We start from the raw sequence: 18,091 nt of genomic DNA, 5'->3' as shown, positions 1-18,091 counted from the left end.
CCGGTTCGTTTGTATCCTTCCTTCCATGGCGAAGTCCGAGGGTCAAGAGAAGCCGGGGCGCATCAAGCAGCTCCGCATGATCGCGCAGATCATCAAGCAGTCCAACCCCAAGGGGATGCCGATCGTCTTCCTCTCGGCGGTCGGCACGCTGGCTGTCGTGGTCGTGATCGGGCTCGTCACCGACTATCTGTGGTATTCGGTCTTCCTGGGCATCCTGCTGGCGTTCACCGTCGGCCTGGTGGTGTTCGGGCAGCTCGCCCAGAGGGCTCAATACTCCCTGCTGCACGGCCAGGTCGGCGCCGCCGCCGCCGTGCTGCAGGGCATGCGCGGCAACTGGCAGGTCACCCCGGCCATCGCGGTCAACCGCGACCAGGACCTGGTCCACATGGTCGTCGGCTACCCCGGCGTGATCCTGGTCTCCGAGGGGCCAGGCAACCGCACGGCCCGCATGCTCGCGGCCGAGAAGAAGCGCCTGGCCCGCGCGGTGCTGGGCGTGGAGATCTACGACGTGCAGTGCGGTGACGGCGAGGGCCAGGTGCCGCTGGCCAAGCTGCAGCGCCACATCATGAAGCTGCCGCGCAACCTGAAGAAGCCCGCGGTCAACGAGGTCAAGGACCGCCTGCGCTCCCTGCCGAAGAACATGCCGCTGCCCAAGGGCCCGATGCCCAAGGGCGCCCGCATGCCGCGCGGCCCCAAGATGCGCTAGTGCCGTCGCGGTCGTCGCGGGCCAACCGCGGCTGGTGGGACGGCAACGCCGACGACTACCAGGCCGAGCACGGCCCGTTCCTGCGCGACACCGGCTTCGTCTGGTGCCCCGAGGGCCTCGACGAGGCCGAGGCCCGGCTGCTCGGCGAGGTGCGCGGGCGCGACGTGCTGGAGATCGGCTGCGGGGCGGCGCAGTGCGCCCGCTGGCTGGTGACCGAGGGCGCCCGGGTGGCCGCGTTCGACCTGTCGCGCGGCCAGTTGCTGCACGCGCGCCGCATCAACGAGGAGACCGGCGTGCGGGTGCCGGTGGTCCAGGCCGACGCCGAGGCGCTGCCGTTCGCGTCGGAGAGCTTCGACGTGGCCTGCTCGGCCTTCGGGGCGCTGCCGTTCGTGGCCGACGCGGCGGCGGTCTTCCGCGAGGTGCGCCGGGTGCTGCGGCCGGGCGGCCGGTTCGTGTTCTCGGTCAGCCATCCGATCCGGTGGGCGTTCCCCGACGACCCGGGCCCGCGCGGGCTGACCTCCGACCGCTCCTACTTCGACCGCACGCCGTACGAGGAGCGCGACGAGCACGGCGAGCTCTCCTACGTCGAGCACCACCGCACCATGGGCGACTGGGTGAGCCTGCTGGCCGCCTCCGGCCTCGCCGTCACCGGGCTGGTGGAGCCGGAGTGGCCGCAGGAGCACGAGCGGGTGTGGGGCGGCTGGAGCCCGCTGCGGGGCCGTCAGCTGCCCGGCACCGCCATCTTCACCTGCTCGCGTATCTAGCCGCCATGGCGTGGAAGGCCGCCTTCGGCTCCCAGCGGGTGCCGTCGAGCATCCGGACCACCCCGTACGAGCCCAGGTCCGCCGCGCCTGTCCGGGTGTAACCGGCGAAGGTGAACCACAGCGCGGTCTCGACGCCCTCCTCCTCGAAGACGTCGAGCAGCTCGTTCAGGTAGCGGACCTGCTCGTCCTCGTCGGGGACCGCGCCGTCGGGCACCAGGTAGGCCGAGCCGCCCTGCTCGCCGGCGCCCCGGTAGGCGCAGGTGCCGAACTCGGTGACGGCCACCGGCTTGCCGTGCCGGAAGTGGGCGCGCAGCTCGTCGCGGAAGGTCTCGGCGTTGTAGGCGGCGCGGTAGGCGTCCACGCCGACGAGGTCGAACGGCGTCCAGTCGATGAACTCCCAGGGCGCGGCGGCGTAGGTGAGCCTGCCGCTGAACAGCGGCCGGACCGTCTCGGCCACCTCGGTCAGATAGGCGTCCAGCCTCTTCATGATCGGCGGGATCTCGGACCGCCACCACTCCGGCGGGGCGGTGGTCAGGACGCCCAGGCGCTCGCCGTACGTCCCTCCCGGCATGAAGCCGGGCAGGAAGGCGCTGGCCTCGCAGCCCGCCACTAACACCACCTCGGCGCCGCCCGCGCGCAGGCCGTCGGCGTGCCGGGCGCACTCGGCCAGCATCGGCAGGGTCTCCTCGGGCGTGACGTCGACGGGGAACGGCGCGTACCAGACCTCCAGGCCGGCCGCGGCGGCCTCCTCGGCGGCGACGGCGAGCCGGGCGGGGTCACCGCCGGAGACGCGCACGGCCTGGCAGTGCAACTCACCGGCGATCACCCGGAGCTCGCGGCGCGCGGTGTCGCGGTCGAAGGCCGGGCGGGTGAGCTGGGATCCAGGCAGGAAGCCGGTGTCGTAGTTGATGCCTTTTTTCATGATTCATTACCGCCAATGCCGTCGCGTAGTTGGTCGAAGGCGAGCTCCACGTCGCCGGCGAACAGCCGGCTCGCCTCCTCCAGCGGGGTCCCGGACGCCAGCCGCTGGAAGAACGCCTCCTGGATCGTGGTGATGGCGGCGGTGATCTGGGCGGCCATGAGCCGCGCCGCCGTCTCGCCGCCCGCCGGGTCCCGCAGCGCGGCGGCCAGTTCGTGGCGCTGCCCCATGCTCGACTGGTGCAGCCCGGCCATGAGCACCGGCGTGGCCGCGATGATCCGGACCTGGGCCAGCATCCGGCCGACGTCGCCGGGGCCGTGCGCGGCCGTCGCGAGGTAGTGCTCGCGCAGGGCGTCCAGCGGCGTCTGGCGGGGCCGCCGCCGGGTCACGATCGACGCGATGTCGTCATGGATCCCGTCGAGGACCAGGCAGTCCTTCGTGGGGAAGTAGTTGAACAGGGTGACCTTGGCGACCCCGGCCGCCTCGGCGATCTCGCCGACCGTCACCGCGTCGTACCCGCGCCGCGCGAACAGCTCCAGCGCCACGCCGGCGATGCGCCGCCGGGTCTCCTCTTTCTTGCGCTCGCGCAAACCCGCCATCATCATGACGGCAGTTTAACCGTACTCAGTACAAAAATAAACCCGGTATGGTTTTCACATGCGGACGACCACGGTGTTCGACACCCGGTCGTGCAGCCCCCGGTTGTCGCGGTCGAAGAGGAGCGCCGGCAGCGCCAGCACGAGCAGGACCGTGCGGACCAGCACGGGGAACCAGCGCGGGTCGCCGCCGTCCATCGCCGCCACCCGGATGCCGGCCAGCCGATGGCCGAACGTCTGCCCCATGACGCCGACCAGCACCACGTACTGCACCGCGAACACCAGCGCGGGCACCCACGGCTGCTCCGCCGGGTTCATCCTGAGCAGCAGCTGCGTGATGGCCCACGTGCAGATCAGCCAGTCGATGACCAGGGCGGCGATCCTGCGCCCCCAGCCGGAGACGGCTCCGCTGCCCTCCTCGGGCAGCCCGAGGCGCTCCCCCGGGTAACCGAGATCGACCCCGGCGGACCGGAGCCCGCCCAGCCAGGTCTGCGTCCACCGCGGCTCGTTCCTGCTCATGCCTCAAAGGTATCCGCCGGTACGGGCGGTCGGGATCGTGACCCGGCCGCGCTTCCGCGACGCGGGTGCGGCGATCCATGATGGAGGTCATGCCGTACGGGGACGACTTGGACGCGCGCTTCCAAGAACTGGTGGCGCAGTTCAGCGAGGAGGAGCGGCGCAGGCTGAGCGCCGCGGCGAGCAAGGGCGCGCGCCCGCGGCGGCGGCGGCGCGCCTGGCGGGTCCGCTACGCGGTCGCCGCCGTGCTGGCGGTGGTCGTGGCCGCCCTGCTGATCGTCGTCTTCCGCCCCGGCATGGTCTCCCCCGCCCACGAACCGCCCGCCGAGCCTTCCTCCCCGGTCCTGCGCGCCCTCGCCTCCGGCGCGTCCGGAGACGCGAACACTGCGTAACACGTGCGAAACAATCGAGACACCGTACGGAAACGGCCGCGCCGTACGTTCACGGGTGATAGCCCGTCCCCAGGGAGGTTCGAGAGTGTTCAACTCCGCCGACGACGTCCTGAAGTTCATCAGGGACGAAGGGGTGCAGTTCGTCGATGTCAGGTTCACCGACCTGCCGGGGACGACGCACCACTTCACCTTCCCTGTGGAGAACTTCGGCGCGAGCGTCTTCTCTGACGGCCTCATGTTCGACGGCTCGTCGATTCGCGGTTTCCAGGCGATCCACGAATCCGACATGCTGCTCCTGCCGGACCCGTCGTCCGCCGTGGTCGACCCGTTCCGCCAGCACAAGACGCTCAACATCAACTTCTTCGTGCACGACCCGCTGACCGGCGAGGCCTACAGCCGCGACCCGCGCAACGTCGCCCGCAAGGCCGAGGAGTACCTCAAGGGCACCGGCATCGCCGACACGGTCTACTTCGGGCCCGAGGCCGAGTTCTACATCTTCGACGACGTCCGTTTCGAGACGAAGCAGAACGCCGGCTACTACTACATCGACTCCATCGAGGGCGCCTGGAACACCGGCAAGGCCACCGAGGGCGGCAACCTCGGCTACAAGCCGCGCTACAAGGGCGGCTACTTCCCGGTGCCGCCGATGGACCATTTCACCGACCTGCGTTCGGAGATGGTCCGCAACCTCATCGAGTGCGGCATCGAGGTCGAGATGCAGCACCACGAGGTGGGCACGGCCGGCCAGGCCGAGATCGACTTCAAGTTCGGCACGCTGCTCAAGACGGCCGACCAGCTGATGCTCTACAAGTACATCATCAAGAGCACGGCCATGGAGTACGGCCACACCGTCACCTTCATGCCCAAGCCGATCTTCGGGGACAACGGCTCCGGCATGCACTGCCACCAGTCGCTGTGGAAGGACGGCTCGCCGCTCTTCTACGACGAGGTCGGCTACGCGGGCCTGTCCGACACCGCCCGCTACTACATCGGCGGCCTGCTCAAGCACGCCCCGTCGCTGCTGGCCTTCACCAACCCGACGGTCAACTCCTACCACCGCCTGGTCCCGGGCTACGAAGCCCCGGTCAACCTGGTCTACTCGCAGCGCAACCGATCGGCCTGCGTCCGCATCCCGATCACGGGCTCCAACCCGAAGGCCAAGCGCATCGAGTTCCGGGTCCCCGACCCGTCCTGCAACCCGTACTTCGCCTTCTCGGCCATGCTGATGGCCGGCATCGACGGCATCCGCAACAAGATCGAGCCGCCGGAGCCCGTCGACAAGGACCTGTACGAGCTGCCGCCGGAGGAGGCCCGCCAGGTCCCGCAGGTGCCGGGCTCGCTCCCCGAGGTGCTCAACGCCCTGGAGGCGGACCACGACTACCTGCTCGAAGGCGGCGTCTTCACGCCCGACCTGATCGAGACGTGGATCTCCTACAAGCGCGAGAACGAGGTCGACCCGATCCGGCTGCGCCCGCACCCGCACGAGTTCGAGCTCTACTACGACGTGTGACCGCGGGCCTGGACCACCTTGACGTCGGCTCCTGAGGCGATGAGGAGTGACGCGAGGTAGTTGACGCAGGTCGTGGAATCGGAAGCCCGTGGGGAGGTCCTGCACCTTGCTACGGGCTTTCCGCATGGCACGCTCAAGCTTCCACGGGCCGGCCCGCTGCCGCTCCGCGGCGGGTTGACGGCGAACGGGATGGACGGGCATGGTCGTCGCCCAGCTCCGGTACCGTCCCTGGCATGGGCCTGCTGTTGGTACTGCGTCCGCCGCAGCCTCGTCCGAAGAGCCTTCGTCGCGCTACCCGCGCGCAGCGGCGTGAGCACCACCGCGCCAACGCCGAGGAGTGGATGACGGCGCGGCAACGAGGCTGGGTGCTGGACGTGGAGGTGGAAGAACTGTTGCCGCTCGTGAACAGTGCCGGGGGCAGCAGGCTGCCCCTTCTCGGGCAGCTCGACCCATGGTCGGACTCGGTTCTCGATCGCCGCGACCTGCTCCAGCTTGAAGCCGATGTCGATCGTCTGGACGCTGCTGTCGACAATGACGCACAGCGCGAGTTGGTGGCGGCCATGCGGAAGCTGCTTATGTGCTGGCGGTCAGAGCCCGATCTGATGTTGCACTGCTACGGGGATTGATCGGCGCGTCGGCATGCCCTCAGTTCCGATCTCTGCCTACGCGGACGGCGGGCTGTGACACGCGTCGGCGGCCTGGGGGGTGGTGCTCCCCGCCAGGCCGCCGACAGCGCTCAGAGTGTCTTACCAACCCCGATGGTGGTTCCAGGGGTGACGGTAACGGTCGTGGTAGCGGTAGCCGTGGCGGTTGCGCCAGAAGTCATGGTGCCTGTGCCGGTAGCCGTGACGGTGGTTCCTGAAGCCGTAGTTGTTCCAGGAGGGGTGGACGTTGTGGTGCCAGGAGTGGCCCCAGTTACGGTCGTCGCGCGGGTCGTGGGTCGTCGTCGTCGCCGATGCGGCGGGCGCGAGGGTGAAGAGCAGCGCAGCGGTGGCGAGCAGACCGCCTGCAAGACTCGCAGTTTTGATGCGCACGGTATCTCCTGTCAGACAGTTGATGGCTACTGATCGTGTGCATCCGAATACATCCCGTGTTCTCACGCCGGGGAAACCTGTCCTGTGTGATTGAGCATGGGTCGATGAACGACGCCGGGGCCCGCGCCTTGGTGACGGTCAGACCTCCTTGAGGAAGCCCGCGTCCACGGCGAGGTCGGCGCCGGTCGTGGCGGCCGAGCGGGGCGAGGCCAGCAGGGCGATCGCGTCGGCGACCTCCTGCGGGTCGACCAGTCGCGGGATCGACAGGTTCATCAGCTCCGGCGCCACCCGCTCCAGCACGGTGTCGCGGTCGGCGCCCGTCTGCGCGGAGAGGATGTCGGCCGCGCCGCCCTCCTCGGTCCACCACGCCGTACGCACCGGCCCCGGGGAGACCGTGTTGACGCGGATGCCCTGCGGGGCGTACTCCTGCGACAGCGCCATGGTCAGGTTGTTCAGCGCCGCCTTGGCGGCGCTGTAGTCCACGTTCATCGGGGCGGGGAGCCTGGCGGAGCCCGACGAGACGTTGACGATGGAGCCGCCGCCGCGTGCCATCATCGGCGGGATGGCCGCCCGGACGAAACGCACCACCGCGAACAGGTTGAACTCGAACATGACCCGCCAGTCCTCGTCGGCCGGGGCCATGAACGAGAAGCGCGGCAGCGCCACCCCGGGCGGCCGGCCGCCGGCGTTGTTGACCAGGATGTCGAGCCCGCCGAACTCCTCCACGGCCCGCGCCACCACCCGGCCGGGCGCTTCGGGGTCCATCAGGTCGGCCGGCACGTGGAGCAGGTCGCCGTCCAGGCCGGGCCCCGGCTTGCGGGAGACGGCCACGACCTTGGCCCCCTCGTCGAGCAGGGTGCGGGTCACGGCCAGGCCGATGCCCTTGGACGCGCCGGTGACGATCGCGACGCGACCGGAAAGCCGCAGATCCATTCGTGTTCCTTCGCCGTAGGGGATGACGTCGCGGAACACGCTAGGCGCGGGCGCCCGGCACGGGCTCGCGGCGTTCGGACCGGTGTTTCCGGCGGGCTTCGGACCTCGCGTGACGACGTGGGGACCCGGTGACGGGCCCCCGACGGGCGCGGCTCAGAGGTCGTAGCGGCCGAGCACGTCCCGGCCCCGGCCGGTGAGGAACTTGCGGACCATCCGGCCGGTGGTGAGCCAGGCGATGACCTCGCCGTTCCCGGTGCTGGCCAGCATCCTGGCGACCAGGTACGGCGCGACCTCCTCGACGTGGTCGCACAGGATGTTGAGGATCTTGCGCTGCCTGGCCACCTGCTCGGGGGCAACGGCGGCCTCCCGCAGCCAGCCCTCGGTGATGAGCATGCCGGGGCTGACCTGCCCGACCCGCACGCCGGTGCCGGCGACCTCCCTGGCCAGCGCCCGGGTGAAGGAGTCGAGGCCCCGCTTGGTCGCCGAGTAGACGCCCATGCCGGGCCGGATCCGGCCGTCGCTGCCGCCGCCGAGGATGTTGAACACCTGCCCGCCGCTCCCGGCGAGCATGCCGCGCACGGCGACCTGGGAGCCGTAGACGGTGCCCAGCATGTTGGTCGTGACCATGACGCGGACGTCGTCGGCCGTGGTCTCGGTGATGGGGCGGGTGGTGTTGGCGACGCCGGCGTTGTTGATCCACAGGTCGACCCCGCCGAGCGCGTCCACCGCGAAGTCCCACAGCTGCTGGACCTGCTCGGCGTCGCTCACGTCCACGGCGCGGCCGTACACCTCCGGGCCCTCGGGGCGCAGGCGCTCCACGGCCTCGTCCACCGCCGCCTGGCCGCGGGCCGACACGACGACGGAGTGCCCGCGCCTGAGCAGCTCGCGCGCGAGGGCGAAGCCGAGTCCTTTGGTGCTGCCGGTGACGACCGCCTTGCGCATGGCCACTCCCTGGAGGGCGGGGAACCGCCGCTGATCTTACGCCCCGCCCCCGCCCCCGGATAGCCCGATCGGACGGGCGCCCCCGTGGTCAGCCGTCGCCGGCCGCCAGGGACAGGATCCGGGGAAGGCCGCCGTCACGGTACGGTGGCTGAGCTGCTGGCGGACGGCGGCGTGGACACCCGGACCGGCCGACCGCTCCAGCGGCTGGCGGAGCCGTCGCACCCTGCGGATCATCTTCGACGGGTGCCGCCCCTGAGCGAGAGGGCGCCCGCCCTCAGCGGAGGCCGTCTTGCCCCGGGGCGCGAACCGGCGTCAGGAGCGCTCCCGCGACCCTCGTGACAGCTGGTCCGCGGTGATCCGGTAGAGGACGTGCGGGCGGAGCGGGTGACCCGCCGGGAGCATGCTGTGGAGGAAGTCGTCGGCCGGGTCGCGGGTCATGCCGAGGCGCCGCATCACCGCCTGGGAGCGCACGTTCAGCACGGCCGTCATCGACACGATCTCCTCCAGGCCGGCCTCGCCGAAGCCGTACGCGAGGGCCCGGCGGCCGGCCTCGGTGGCGTAGCCGTGTCCCCAGGCCTCGCGGGCCAGCCGCCAGCCGACCTCGACGGCGGGCGTGAACGGCGCCTCGAACGTCTGCAGGGCCAGCCCGGCGAACCCGATGAACCGCCCCGTCTCCCGTACCTCCAGCGCCCACAGGCCGTATCCGAGCTCGTCGAACCGCTGCTCGATCCGGTCGACGAAGGCGTCGCTCTCGGCCCGGGTCAGCGGGGCGGGGAAGTGCTCCATCACCCGGGGGTCGGCGTTGAGCGCGGCGAACGGCTCCCGGTCGCTCTCCCGCCACCGGCGCATGATCAGTCGCTCGGTCTCCATGCCCCGCACCCTAGCCACGGGAGCGCATGCCGGTGATCCGGCGCAGCACGTCCCACCAGAACGGCGCCCCGAACATCAGCGCCACGTACGTCAGCAGGAAACCGGGCCAGTGGCTGGGCGTGGTGAGACGCTCCCACCAGGCGGCGCCGTTCCAGTGGAAGGACGGCTCGCCCTCGGCCGGGACGGCCATGCTGACGACCGCGTTGTCCAGGACCTTGACCAGCGCCGGCTGGCTGAGCACGTCGGTGATGCATGACACCGGATCGCACTGCTCCGCCACCTCCCTGACCGCATCGACGCCCCCGTCGGTGACGGCCGCGACGGCGGCGCGGTAGGCGTTGTCGCGCAGCAGCGTCTTGCCGTACTCCAGGCCGTCGACGGTGAACAGCAGCGTCACCATCAGCGCGAGCAGGGCCAGCACCCACTTCACGTACCGCTTGTAGAGCATCGACAGCCGCTGCATCTCGCTGTCGAACCACTGCTCCACGCCCTGCCGGAACCGGTCGAGGTCGCGCTGGGCGGACTCCCACACGCCCTTCAGGTGGCCGTGGAGCGGGCTGCCGGTGGCCTTGAGCTTCTCCAGCAGCCCTTCGACGCCGCCGGGCTCGGTCGCGGCCAGCTCCATCAGCGCCACCGCGAACCGTCCCGGCGGCAGGTTGGCGATGCTGGTGCGGCCCCGGGTGGGGTGGTCGATCTCCCGTACGCGCTCGTACAGCAGGTGCGTGAGACCGTCCGTAGCCGCCTCGGCGGGCGTCTCGTCGGATGAGGCGGGCAGCGGGGCGGGGACCGCGGGGGCGGGCCGGTTCTCGTGCGCGGGGCGCGGGTCGCGGGCGAACGGCAGCGCGGCGAACACGTCGCGGATGCCCGAGGGGAGCCACGAGCCGCCCTTCGGCGCGTCGCCGTCGAGCGTGTCGCGCAGGTAGGCCCACAGGAACTTGCTGCGGATGGCCAGCAGCCGCACGACGGCCTCGTTCAGCCCGCTGACGAGCAGCGACAGCAGCAGGAAGGCCAGCACGAGGCCGAGCGCCAGGTCGATGTAAGCGGATAACAAGCCGATCACCCCGCGCTTTGATACACCCTGCGCCGCGCCGCCCGCAACGGGATCGGCTCAGTCGTCGTAGAAGACGCGGTCGACGACGCGGCGGGCGCGGCGGGTGACACGGCGGTAGTCGTCGAGGAAGTCCTCCGAGCCGTCGGGCGGGTAGCCGAGGGCGAGGGCGAGATGGCGGCGCTCGCGGGCGCCGGTGGGGACGCTGTCGCCGGGCCGCCCCTTGACCAGCATGATCGCGTCCCTGACGCCGGAGGCGCACCGCCACGCCTCGGCCAGCACGGCCTCGTCGGCGGGGTCGAGCAGCCCTTCCGCGACGGCGGCGCGCAGCGCCTCCAGGGTGCGGGTGGTGCGCAGGGCGGGCCGCTCGCCGGCGTGGCGCAGCTGCAGCAGCTGCGCCACCCACTCCACGTCCGACAGGCCGCCGCGGCCCAGCTTGGTGTGCAGGGCGGGGTCGGCGCCGCGCGGCAGCCGCTCGGCCTCCATGCGGGCCTTGAGCCGCCTGATCTGCCGTACGGCGTCGTCGGAGATGCCGCCCGCCGGGTAGCGCAGCTCGTCCACCATGGCGGCGAACGCGGCGCCCAGCCCGGCGTCACCGGCGGAGAACCTGGCCCGCAGCAGCGCCTGCGCCTCCCACGGCGCCGACCACCTGGCGTAGTAGGCGCGGTAGGAGGCGAGGGTGCGGACCAGCGGCCCCTGCCTGCCCTCGGGCCGCAGGTCGGGGTCGATGAGCAGCGGCGGGTCCGGCGCGGGCAGGGCGAGCAGCCGGCGCACCTCGTTGGCCACGGCGAAGGCGGCGTCGGTGGCGTCCCGCTCGGCGGCGCCTTCCAGCGGGTCGTGCACGAACATCACGTCGGCGTCGCTGGCGTAGGAGGACTCCATGCCGCCGAGCCGGCCCATGGCGATGATCGCGAACCGGGTGGGCAGCTCGCCGCGCCGCTCGGCCGACACCTTGGCGACGGCGGCGTCGAGCGCGGCCTGGAGGGTGACGTCGTTCAGGGTGGACAGCGCCACCCCGACCCGTTCGATGTCGATCAGGCCGGAGAGGTCGGCCACGGCGGTGCGGAACAGCTCGCGGCGGCGCAGCGCGCGGACGGCGGCCACCGCCGTCTCGGCCTCGTCGGTGTAGCGCGACACGGCGGCCGACGCCTCGCCGAGCAGCGCCTCCGCCGGGCGGACGGCCAGGTCGTCGTCGTCGCCGAGCATCGCCACGGCCTCGGGGGCGTGCATGAGCAGCTGGGTGGCGTACCGGCTGGTGCCCAGGACGTGGGCCATGCGCTGGGCCACGGCGGTCTCGTCGCGCAGCAGCCGCAGGTACCAGGGGGTGGCGCCGAGTTTCTCGCTCACCTGGCGGAAGCCGAGCAGCGCGGCGTCCGGGTCGGGCGTGTCGGCGAACCAGCCGAGCATGACCGGCAGCAGCGTCCGCTGGATGGCCGCGCGCCGGGACACGCCGCTGGCGAGCGCGGCGATGTGGCGCAGCGCGCCCTGCGGGTCGACGTAGCCGAGCGCGCCCAGGCGGGCCTCGGCGGCGGAGGCCGACAGCCGCGTCTCGGTCTCCGGCAGGCGGGCCACGGCCTGCAGCAGCGGCCGGTAGAACAGCTTCTCGTGCAGCCGCCGCGCCTGGCCGGCGTGCCGCTTCCACCGGGTGGTGAACTCGCCGACCGGGTCGATCTGCATGCCCAGCGCGCGGCCGAGCCTGCGCAGGTCGGCCGGGTCCTCCGGCAGCACGTGGGTGCGGCGCAGCCGGTGCAGCTGGAGCAGGTGCTCCACCCGGCGCAGGAACGTGTAGGCCTCGGCCAGGCCGCGCGAGTCGTCGCGCCCGACGTACCCGCCGCGTGACAGGGCGGCCAGCGCGGACAGCGTGGCGCGGCGGCGCAGCAGCGGGTCGAGCCGGCCGTGCACGAGCTGCAGCAGCTGCACCGCGAACTCGATGTCGCGCAGCCCGCCTGGGCCCAGCTTGATCTCCCGCTCCCCCTCCGCCCGCACGTGCGCCTCCACGCGGCGGCGCATGGCCTGCACGTCCTCGACGAAGTTGTCGCGGGTGGCGGCGGACCAGACCAGTTCGTTGACCGCGCCGACGTACTCCTCGCCCAGCTCCTGGTCGCCGGCGACCGGGCGGGCCTTGAGCAGCGCCTGGAACTCCCACGTCTTGGCCCAGCGCCGGTAGTAGGCCAGGTGGCTGGCCAGGGTGCGGACCAGCGGCCCGGAGCGGCCCTCGGGGCGCAGCCCGGCGTCCACCTCCCACAGCGACCCCTCGGCGGTGGCGGCCGAGCAGGCGCGCATCATCGCCTGGGCCAGCCGGGTCGCGGTGCGCAGCGCCTTGGTCTCGTCGGCGCCCTCGCGCGGCTCGGCGACGAAGATGACGTCGACGTCGCTGATGTAGTTGAGCTCCCTGGCGCCGCACTTGCCCATGCCGATCACGGCCAGCCGGGCGTCGTCGGCGTCGACCTCGGTACGGGCGATCGCCAGGGCGGCCTCCAGGGCGGCGCCGGCCAGGTCGGACAGCTCGGCGGTGACCTCCTGGAGCGTGGCCAGGCCGGTGAGGTCGCGGGCGGCCACGTGGGCGAGCCGGCCCCGGTAGGCGACCCGCAGGCCGGCGAGCGCGGCGGAGCCGGTGGCGCGCGGCTCGGCGTCCTCCGGGTCGGCGCCGACGGCGCGCAGCAGCTCCGCCCTCGCCTCGCCGAGGCCGGGCAGGGCCAGCCGGTCCAGCTGGGCGGGGTGGCGTACCAGGTGGTCGCCCAGGGCGGCGCTCACACCGAACAGGGCGAGCGTCCGTTCCCTGAGCGTGGCGTCGGCGCGCAGCCGGTCGAGGGCGGCGGGCTCGCGCTCGGCGAGCCTGGTCAGGGAGGCCAGCGCCAGATCGGGGTCGGCGACGCCGACGAGGGCTTCGAGCAGATCGCCCAGCTCCACCCCGGCCGTCTCTACCAGGCGGGCGGCGGTGGCGGCGTCGGCGAATCCGAGTTTGGCGAGACGGGCTGCGGTGGACTCGATCCTTGGCACCCCTCCAGTTTGACAGCCATGGGCGACACCGGCCCTCTCACATCGCGGGCGGGGGCGCCGGAGAGCGGCTCAGGTTCCGGGGGCGGAGGTGAGGGCGGTGGCGCGGACGACGGACGCGAAGGCGCGCGCGACCGGGCGCCAGGTGGACTCCAGGGCGGGCGCCGCGGCCCGCACCTGCTCGTCGAGGTGCTCCAGGCCGGTCCCCGAGGTCCAGGAGGCGAAGATGCCGGGCGTGGCCTCGGGATGGAACTGGACCGCCCAGGCGGCCTCGCCCAGCCGGTAGGCCTGGTTCGGGTACCGGTCACCGGTCATCAGCGGCACCGCGCCCTCGGGCAGGCGGGTCATCGCGTCCCGGTGGTACTGGACGGCGGTCGCCCGCCCGACGCCCGCCAGCAGCGGGTCGGCCGACGCCGCGGGCAGCGCGACGACCTCGCACGCCCCGACCTCCAGCCCGTCGGCGCCCCGCTCCACGACGCCGCCGCAGGCCATGGTCAGGAGCTGGGCGCCGAGGCAGACGGCCAGCGTCGGGGTGCCGTCCTCGACGGCCCGCCGCAGCAGGTCCCTGGTGGCGGGCAGCCAGGGGAAGCGCTCGTCCTCCCACGCGGCGGCCTCGCCGCCGAGAACGATCAGCCCGTCCGCCGCCCGGCCGGGGATCTCCTCCCCCAGGTACGGCCGGACGACGTCGCAGGGCAGCCCCAGCCAGCCGGCCAGGTAGCCGAGCGGGGCGGCGGCCTCGTGCTCGATCACCGTGATGCGCATGGCACCCAATGTAAGGCCCCCAATATCCCTACAATCCCGGCATGAGGATCGAGGATGTCGACGGCCTGCGGATCGCCACGTTCGGCGCCGGGCCCCGGCTGATCGTGGCGGTGCACGGGATCACCGCCTCGCTGATGGCCTGGCAGGCGGTCGGCCGGCGACTGCCGCGGGAGTGGTCGCTGGTGGCCATGGACCTGCGCGGCCGCGGTCACAGCGCGGACCTGCCCGGCCCGTACGGACTGGACCGGCACGCCGAGGACGTGCTCCGGGTGGCCGAGCACGTGGGCGCCGGCCCCGACGCGGTGCTGACCGGCCATTCGATGGGCGGGTACGTGGCCGCGCTGGCGGGAGCGCGGCGGCGGTTCGCCCGGGTGGTGCTGATCGACGGCGGCCTGCCGCTGCCGCTGCCTGCGGGCATGGACCCGGACCAGGCCATGGCCGCGACGCTCGGCCCGGCGCTGGCCCGGCTGCGCCTCACGTTCCCCTCGGAGGAGGCGTACCTGGACTTCTTCCGCGCCCACCCGGCCTTCGCCGGGTTCTGGAGCGACGACGTGGCGCGGTACGTGTGCTACGACCTGACCGGGCCGCAGGGCGCGCTGCGCTCACGGGTGGTGCCGGAGGCGGTGACGGAGGACGGCCGGTGGCTGCTGCTGGAAGCGGCCAGGATCGGTGAGGCGCTGCACGCCGTGCGGGCGCCGCTGCGCCTGTTGCGAGCGCCGCGCGGCCTGCTGAACCAGGACACCGGCATGCTCCCCGACGACCTCACCGCCCCCTGGCTGGCCCGGCTGCCTGAGCTGGAGGACGAGGTGGTGCCGGACTGCAACCACTACACGATCCTGTTCGACGAGCGCTGCGTGACGACCATCGCCGACCGCCTCGTCTCGGGGCTCTGAAAGGGCCGACGGTGAGCCGATCGGCTCAGGAGGAAAGCAGACCGGGCACCGTGGCCAGCGCTTCCCGCAGGAAAGGCCGGTGATTGAACGCCGAACGGCCCCCGCGGTGGGGGGCCGTTCGGGTCGGGGGTCATCGAGGGGCGATCCAGGTGGCGTTGGCGGCGGCCACCAGGGTGCCGTCCACCTCGTAGACGGCGCTCTCGCCGAACCGCTTGCGGCCCTCGCGGCCGGTCGTGCGGGCAACCACGGAGTAGACGCCGCCCGGGATCACCTTGCGGTGGAACTGCACCGCCAGCCGTCCCAGCAGCGCCGACTCGCCCGGCTGGAGGTGGGCCCAGCCGGTGACGCAGTCGAGCGCCGCGCCGACGACCGAGGGGGGCACGCCGTCCTCGTCGGCCACCGTGAAGGGCACCCGCCATCCGGCCGCGACGAGGCCCTCGGCGCCCTGGACCGGTCCCGGGAAGATGCGCAGCCCGTCGCCCGGCTCGCGGAACCCGCACGCGAAGCACTCGGGGAAGGCGTGGGCGCGGCGGCCGGGGAACCCGGCTTCGGCCCGGGCGGCCTCGGTGAAGCGCACGAACGGCGGCGCCTTGACGTCCTCGGCCACCGGGATGGCCTCGACGAGCGGCTTGTCGCCGTCGTAGAGGGAGACGGAGTTGGCCAGGTGTTCCAGCTTCAGCTCGGTGCCGAGGGGTGTCGGGGCGCGCAGCGTGACCTCGACCGCCGATCGTCCGCCGTTCAGCGTGTCTGTCAGGGTGCCGGCCAGCCAGCCGCCGTTGGCGCAATGGGCGGGCCCCCGGAAGCGTTCGGGAACGGTCAGTACGGTCTGCAGGGCAGCCGTCGTCATGCAACACCCTCCTATATCACCCAAAATCGGGCGCAGTCCTAAAACATCGTTCGGGATGGGCCGATAGTACTGGACCTGCTGATCAGTCAGGCCCCGGGTCCCACGCCCAGGCATAACGCCACGAAACCCACCAAAACTTCCCATCCGTGACGAAGCCGTACGGGTGCCCGCACACCCCGGAGGCAAACCCCCGGGATCAGTAAAAGATACGGTCCGGACGTTGCGTCCAGGTGACTTCCGTGTGCGAGTGATGTTGCTCACGCCGCCGCCCGATCGGCGGCGGCGCGGCGGCGCGGGATGCTAGAGGACCGGCAGGTAACGGCCCAGCTCGAACTCGGTGACCGTGCGGCGGTAGTCGCGCCACTCCGCGCGCTTGTTGCGCAGGAAGAAGTCGAACACGTGCTCGCCGAGCGTCTCGGCGGCCAGCTCGCTCCGCTCCATGACGCTGATCGCCTCGTCGAGCGACTGCGGCAGCGGCTGGATGCCGAGGGCGCGCCGCTCGGCGCTGGTGAGGGTCCACACGTTGTCCTCGGCGGCCGGCGGCAGCTCGTAGCTCTCCTCGATGCCCTTGAGGCCGGCGGCCAGGATCAGGGCGAAGGCGAGGTACGGGTTGCAGGCCGAGTCGAGCGACCGGAACTCGATGCGGGTCGAGCCGCCCTTGTGCGGCTTGTACATGGGCACCCGGACCAGGGCCGAGCGGTTGTTGTGGCCCCAGCAGACGTAGGAGGGGGCCTCGCCGCCCTGCCCGGCGATGGCCTCGGCGCCGCCCCACAGCCGCTTGTAGGAGTTGACCCACTGGTTGGTGATGGCGGTGATCTCGGCGGCGTGCCTGAGCAGGCCGGCGATGAACGAGCGGCCCACCTTGGACAGCTGGTAGTCGGCGCCGGGCTCGTGGAAGGCGTTGCGGTCGCCCTCGAACAGCGACATGTGGGTGTGCATGCCGGAGCCGGGGTGCTCGGTGAACGGCTTGGGCATGAACGAGGCCCAGATGCCCTGCTCCAGCGCGACCTCCTTCATGACCAGGCGGAAGGTCATGATGTTGTCGGCGGTGGTGAGCGCGTCGGCGTAACGCAGGTCGATCTCCTGCTGGCCGGGGGCGCCCTCGTGGTGGCTGAACTCCACCGAGATGCCCATCGACTCCAGCATCATGATCGCCTGGCGCCGGAAGTCGTGGCCGGAGCTGTGCGGAGTGTGGTCGAAGTAGCTGCCCGAGTCGATCGGCTCGGGCCGCCGGCCCTCCTCGGGCCGGTGCTTCAGCAGGAAGAACTCGATCTCCGGGTGGGTGTAGAAGGTGAAGCCCATGTCGGCGCACCTGGCGAGCGTGCGCTTGAGCACCCAGCGCGGGTCGGCGTGCGACGGGGAGCCGTCGGGCATGAGAATGTCGCAGAAGATGCGCCCGGCGCCGGGCGTCTCGCTGCGCCACGGCAGGATCTGGAACGTCGACGGGTCGGGCTTGGCGAGCATGTCGGACTCGTAGACCCGGGCGAACCCCTCGATCGCGGAGCCGTCGAAGCCGATGCCTTCGGCGAACGCGCCTTCCAGCTCGGCCGGCGCGATGGCGACGGACTTGAGGAAGCCGAGCACGTCGGTGAACCAGAGCCGGATGAACCGGATGTCGCGTTCCTCGAGCGTGCGGAGCACGAACTCCTGCTGGCGGTCCACGGCGTCCCCTCATGAAGACAGTACAGGTCTCCTATCAGGATGCCGTGTCCGTGTTTCGCACACGTTACGAGGGGTGCCGGTGCGAGCCTCACTGACAAAGGGCGCGGCCGGACTTAATGTGATCACGCAGTCAGTCTCGGGGGAGGCATTGGTGGCTATCGACCTGCTCAATCACAAGCTCGATCGGGCCTTCGAGCACATCGACGCGGCCGGCCGGGGCGTCGTGGACCGCGAGGACCTGCTGGGGCTGGGCGCCCGGATCCTGGTCGGGTTCGGGGAGTCCCCCACCTCGGTGACCGGCAGCGCCCTCGTCGAGGGCTTCGACCGCATCTGGGCGGAGCTGACGGCCGCGCTCGGCCGCGACGAGGACGCCGACCTGTCCCGTGAGGACTTCCGGCTCGGCATGACGGCCGCGTTCGTCAAGGGCGACCGGTACGAACCGGTCTTCCACCCGGCGGTGGTGGCGACGGCCGCCCTGTGCGACCGCGGCGGGGACGGCTACGTGGGGCCGCAGGAGTTCCGTACGCTGCTGGCCGCGTTCGGCACCGGCCACGACGACGCCGACGACGCCTTCGACAAACTCGACACGACGGGCAGGGGCGTGCTGACGGTGGACGAGCTGGTGGCGGCGGCCCGCGACTTCTACGCGGGCGAGGAGCCCGGAGCGCCCGGCAACTGGCTCTTCGGGCCCCTGTGAACA

Annotated in this window: 19 protein-coding genes; 7 read left to right on the top strand and 12 right to left on the bottom strand. The window is 72.0% G+C overall.

From position 1 onward, the window contains the following. Positions 1 to 25: 25 nt before the first annotated feature. A complete protein-coding gene (locus ACQEUU_RS15795) occupies positions 26 to 706 on the top strand; it encodes a DUF4191 domain-containing protein (RefSeq protein WP_433066236.1) in 681 nt (226 codons plus the stop codon). Then, positions 706 to 1,470, top strand: coding sequence for a class I SAM-dependent methyltransferase (locus ACQEUU_RS15790; RefSeq protein WP_433066233.1), 765 nt, complete (start codon positions 706 to 708; stop codon positions 1,468 to 1,470). The genes ACQEUU_RS15795 and ACQEUU_RS15790 overlap by 1 nt, the downstream gene beginning before the upstream one ends. On the opposite strand, the gene ACQEUU_RS15785 is transcribed toward ACQEUU_RS15790, so the two are convergent. Genes ACQEUU_RS15785 through ACQEUU_RS15775 form a run of 3 tightly spaced genes read right to left on the bottom strand, consistent with a single transcriptional unit; the run spans position 1,451 to position 3,504 of the window. Further along, on the bottom strand, positions 1,451 to 2,392 hold the full coding sequence (locus tag ACQEUU_RS15785; protein WP_433066230.1) for a hypothetical protein: 942 nt from the start codon (positions 2,390 to 2,392) through the stop codon (positions 1,451 to 1,453). The genes ACQEUU_RS15790 and ACQEUU_RS15785 overlap by 20 nt on opposite strands. Continuing rightward, complete coding sequence (locus tag ACQEUU_RS15780) at positions 2,389 to 2,994, bottom strand: TetR/AcrR family transcriptional regulator (protein WP_433066228.1); 606 nt, start codon at positions 2,992 to 2,994, stop codon at positions 2,389 to 2,391. The genes ACQEUU_RS15785 and ACQEUU_RS15780 overlap by 4 nt, the downstream gene beginning before the upstream one ends. A gap of 48 nt (positions 2,995 to 3,042) precedes the next feature. Continuing rightward, the gene (locus ACQEUU_RS15775) at positions 3,043 to 3,504 is read right to left on the bottom strand and encodes an RDD family protein (protein ID WP_433066225.1); all 462 of its coding nucleotides are present in this window, start codon (positions 3,502 to 3,504) and stop codon (positions 3,043 to 3,045) included. A gap of 89 nt (positions 3,505 to 3,593) precedes the next feature. Here ACQEUU_RS15775 and ACQEUU_RS15770 point away from each other — a divergent pair, with 89 nt between their 5' ends. The 3 genes from ACQEUU_RS15770 (at position 3,594) to ACQEUU_RS15760 (ending at position 6,029) form a co-directional block, all read left to right on the top strand. Continuing rightward, positions 3,594 to 3,893: a hypothetical protein gene (locus ACQEUU_RS15770; protein ID WP_433066223.1), complete on the top strand. Its 300-nt coding sequence runs from the start codon at positions 3,594 to 3,596 to the stop codon at positions 3,891 to 3,893. An 85-nt stretch (positions 3,894 to 3,978) separates the two neighbouring features. Beyond that, positions 3,979 to 5,403, top strand: coding sequence for a type I glutamate--ammonia ligase (gene glnA, locus ACQEUU_RS15765; RefSeq protein WP_270153860.1), 1,425 nt, complete (start codon positions 3,979 to 3,981; stop codon positions 5,401 to 5,403). Between the two features lie 233 nt (positions 5,404 to 5,636). Beyond that, positions 5,637 to 6,029: a hypothetical protein gene (locus ACQEUU_RS15760; RefSeq protein WP_433066221.1), complete on the top strand. Its 393-nt coding sequence runs from the start codon at positions 5,637 to 5,639 to the stop codon at positions 6,027 to 6,029. A gap of 120 nt (positions 6,030 to 6,149) precedes the next feature. Here the strand turns inward: ACQEUU_RS15760 and ACQEUU_RS15755 are convergent, their stop codons facing one another. From ACQEUU_RS15755 to ACQEUU_RS15725, 7 genes are all read right to left on the bottom strand, one after another. Further along, positions 6,150 to 6,437 carry a hypothetical protein gene (locus ACQEUU_RS15755; RefSeq protein WP_433066219.1) on the bottom strand — a complete coding sequence of 96 codons (288 nt, stop codon included), beginning with the start codon at positions 6,435 to 6,437 and terminating at the stop codon, positions 6,150 to 6,152. Positions 6,438 to 6,575: 138 nt separating this feature from the next. Then, complete coding sequence (locus ACQEUU_RS15750) at positions 6,576 to 7,370, bottom strand: SDR family NAD(P)-dependent oxidoreductase (protein WP_433066216.1); 795 nt, start codon at positions 7,368 to 7,370, stop codon at positions 6,576 to 6,578. 153 nt (positions 7,371 to 7,523) lie between these two features. Further along, positions 7,524 to 8,312, bottom strand: coding sequence for an SDR family NAD(P)-dependent oxidoreductase (locus tag ACQEUU_RS15745; RefSeq protein WP_433066214.1), 789 nt, complete (start codon positions 8,310 to 8,312; stop codon positions 7,524 to 7,526). A gap of 312 nt (positions 8,313 to 8,624) precedes the next feature. Beyond that, positions 8,625 to 9,182: a GNAT family N-acetyltransferase gene (locus ACQEUU_RS15740; protein ID WP_433066211.1), complete on the bottom strand. Its 558-nt coding sequence runs from the start codon at positions 9,180 to 9,182 to the stop codon at positions 8,625 to 8,627. Positions 9,183 to 9,192: 10 nt separating this feature from the next. Next, positions 9,193 to 10,242 carry a hypothetical protein gene (locus tag ACQEUU_RS15735; RefSeq protein ID WP_433066208.1) on the bottom strand — a complete coding sequence of 350 codons (1,050 nt, stop codon included), beginning with the start codon at positions 10,240 to 10,242 and terminating at the stop codon, positions 9,193 to 9,195. A gap of 48 nt (positions 10,243 to 10,290) precedes the next feature. After that, positions 10,291 to 13,230: a bifunctional [glutamine synthetase] adenylyltransferase/[glutamine synthetase]-adenylyl-L-tyrosine phosphorylase gene (locus ACQEUU_RS15730; protein WP_433066205.1), complete on the bottom strand. Its 2,940-nt coding sequence runs from the start codon at positions 13,228 to 13,230 to the stop codon at positions 10,291 to 10,293. 69 nt (positions 13,231 to 13,299) lie between these two features. Beyond that, on the bottom strand, positions 13,300 to 13,989 hold the full coding sequence (locus ACQEUU_RS15725) for a type 1 glutamine amidotransferase (protein ID WP_433066202.1): 690 nt from the start codon (positions 13,987 to 13,989) through the stop codon (positions 13,300 to 13,302). Between the two features lie 41 nt (positions 13,990 to 14,030). Here ACQEUU_RS15725 and ACQEUU_RS15720 point away from each other — a divergent pair, with 41 nt between their 5' ends. Further along, positions 14,031 to 14,882 carry an alpha/beta hydrolase gene (locus tag ACQEUU_RS15720; RefSeq protein ID WP_433066199.1) on the top strand — a complete coding sequence of 284 codons (852 nt, stop codon included), beginning with the start codon at positions 14,031 to 14,033 and terminating at the stop codon, positions 14,880 to 14,882. 130 nt (positions 14,883 to 15,012) lie between these two features. Here ACQEUU_RS15720 and ACQEUU_RS15715 read toward each other — a convergent pair whose 3' ends face one another. Then, a complete protein-coding gene (locus ACQEUU_RS15715) occupies positions 15,013 to 15,729 on the bottom strand; it encodes a PaaI family thioesterase (protein WP_433066196.1) in 717 nt (238 codons plus the stop codon). A gap of 300 nt (positions 15,730 to 16,029) precedes the next feature. Further along, a complete protein-coding gene (locus tag ACQEUU_RS15710) occupies positions 16,030 to 17,391 on the bottom strand; it encodes a glutamine synthetase family protein (protein ID WP_433066194.1) in 1,362 nt (453 codons plus the stop codon). A 151-nt stretch (positions 17,392 to 17,542) separates the two neighbouring features. On the opposite strand from ACQEUU_RS15710, the gene ACQEUU_RS15705 reads away from it, so the two are divergent. After that, positions 17,543 to 18,088 (top strand): EF-hand domain-containing protein, encoded by a 546-nt coding sequence (locus ACQEUU_RS15705; RefSeq protein WP_433066191.1) that lies wholly within the window; start codon positions 17,543 to 17,545, stop codon positions 18,086 to 18,088. The last annotated feature ends 3 nt before the right edge of the window (positions 18,089 to 18,091 follow it).

Origin of the sequence: Nonomuraea sp. CA-218870, from assembly GCF_050936535.1 — a bacterium.
GTDB classification, from domain to species: Bacteria; Actinomycetota; Actinomycetes; order Streptosporangiales; family Streptosporangiaceae; genus Nonomuraea; species Nonomuraea corallina.
This window is presented reverse-complemented; position numbering and strand designations above follow the sequence as displayed.

What these genes read in the sequence shown, in the direction of transcription:
- ACQEUU_RS15795 (WP_433066236.1), top strand. Translation starts at nt 26, where the DNA reads ATGGCGAAGTCCGAGGGTCAAGAGAAGCCGGGGCGCATCAAGCAGCTC.
- ACQEUU_RS15785 (WP_433066230.1), bottom strand. Translation starts at nt 2,392, where the DNA reads ATGAAAAAAGGCATCAACTACGACACCGGCTTCCTGCCTGGATCCCAG.
- ACQEUU_RS15780 (WP_433066228.1), bottom strand. Translation starts at nt 2,994, where the DNA reads ATGATGATGGCGGGTTTGCGCGAGCGCAAGAAAGAGGAGACCCGGCGG.
- ACQEUU_RS15775 (WP_433066225.1), bottom strand. Translation starts at nt 3,504, where the DNA reads ATGAGCAGGAACGAGCCGCGGTGGACGCAGACCTGGCTGGGCGGGCTC.
- ACQEUU_RS15770 (WP_433066223.1), top strand. Translation starts at nt 3,594, where the DNA reads ATGCCGTACGGGGACGACTTGGACGCGCGCTTCCAAGAACTGGTGGCG.
- ACQEUU_RS15760 (WP_433066221.1), top strand. Translation starts at nt 5,637, where the DNA reads ATGGGCCTGCTGTTGGTACTGCGTCCGCCGCAGCCTCGTCCGAAGAGC.
- ACQEUU_RS15750 (WP_433066216.1), bottom strand. Translation starts at nt 7,370, where the DNA reads ATGGATCTGCGGCTTTCCGGTCGCGTCGCGATCGTCACCGGCGCGTCC.
- ACQEUU_RS15745 (WP_433066214.1), bottom strand. Translation starts at nt 8,312, where the DNA reads ATGCGCAAGGCGGTCGTCACCGGCAGCACCAAAGGACTCGGCTTCGCC.
- ACQEUU_RS15740 (WP_433066211.1), bottom strand. Translation starts at nt 9,182, where the DNA reads ATGGAGACCGAGCGACTGATCATGCGCCGGTGGCGGGAGAGCGACCGG.
- ACQEUU_RS15725 (WP_433066202.1), bottom strand. Translation starts at nt 13,989, where the DNA reads ATGCGCATCACGGTGATCGAGCACGAGGCCGCCGCCCCGCTCGGCTAC.
- ACQEUU_RS15720 (WP_433066199.1), top strand. Translation starts at nt 14,031, where the DNA reads ATGAGGATCGAGGATGTCGACGGCCTGCGGATCGCCACGTTCGGCGCC.
- ACQEUU_RS15715 (WP_433066196.1), bottom strand. Translation starts at nt 15,729, where the DNA reads ATGACGACGGCTGCCCTGCAGACCGTACTGACCGTTCCCGAACGCTTC.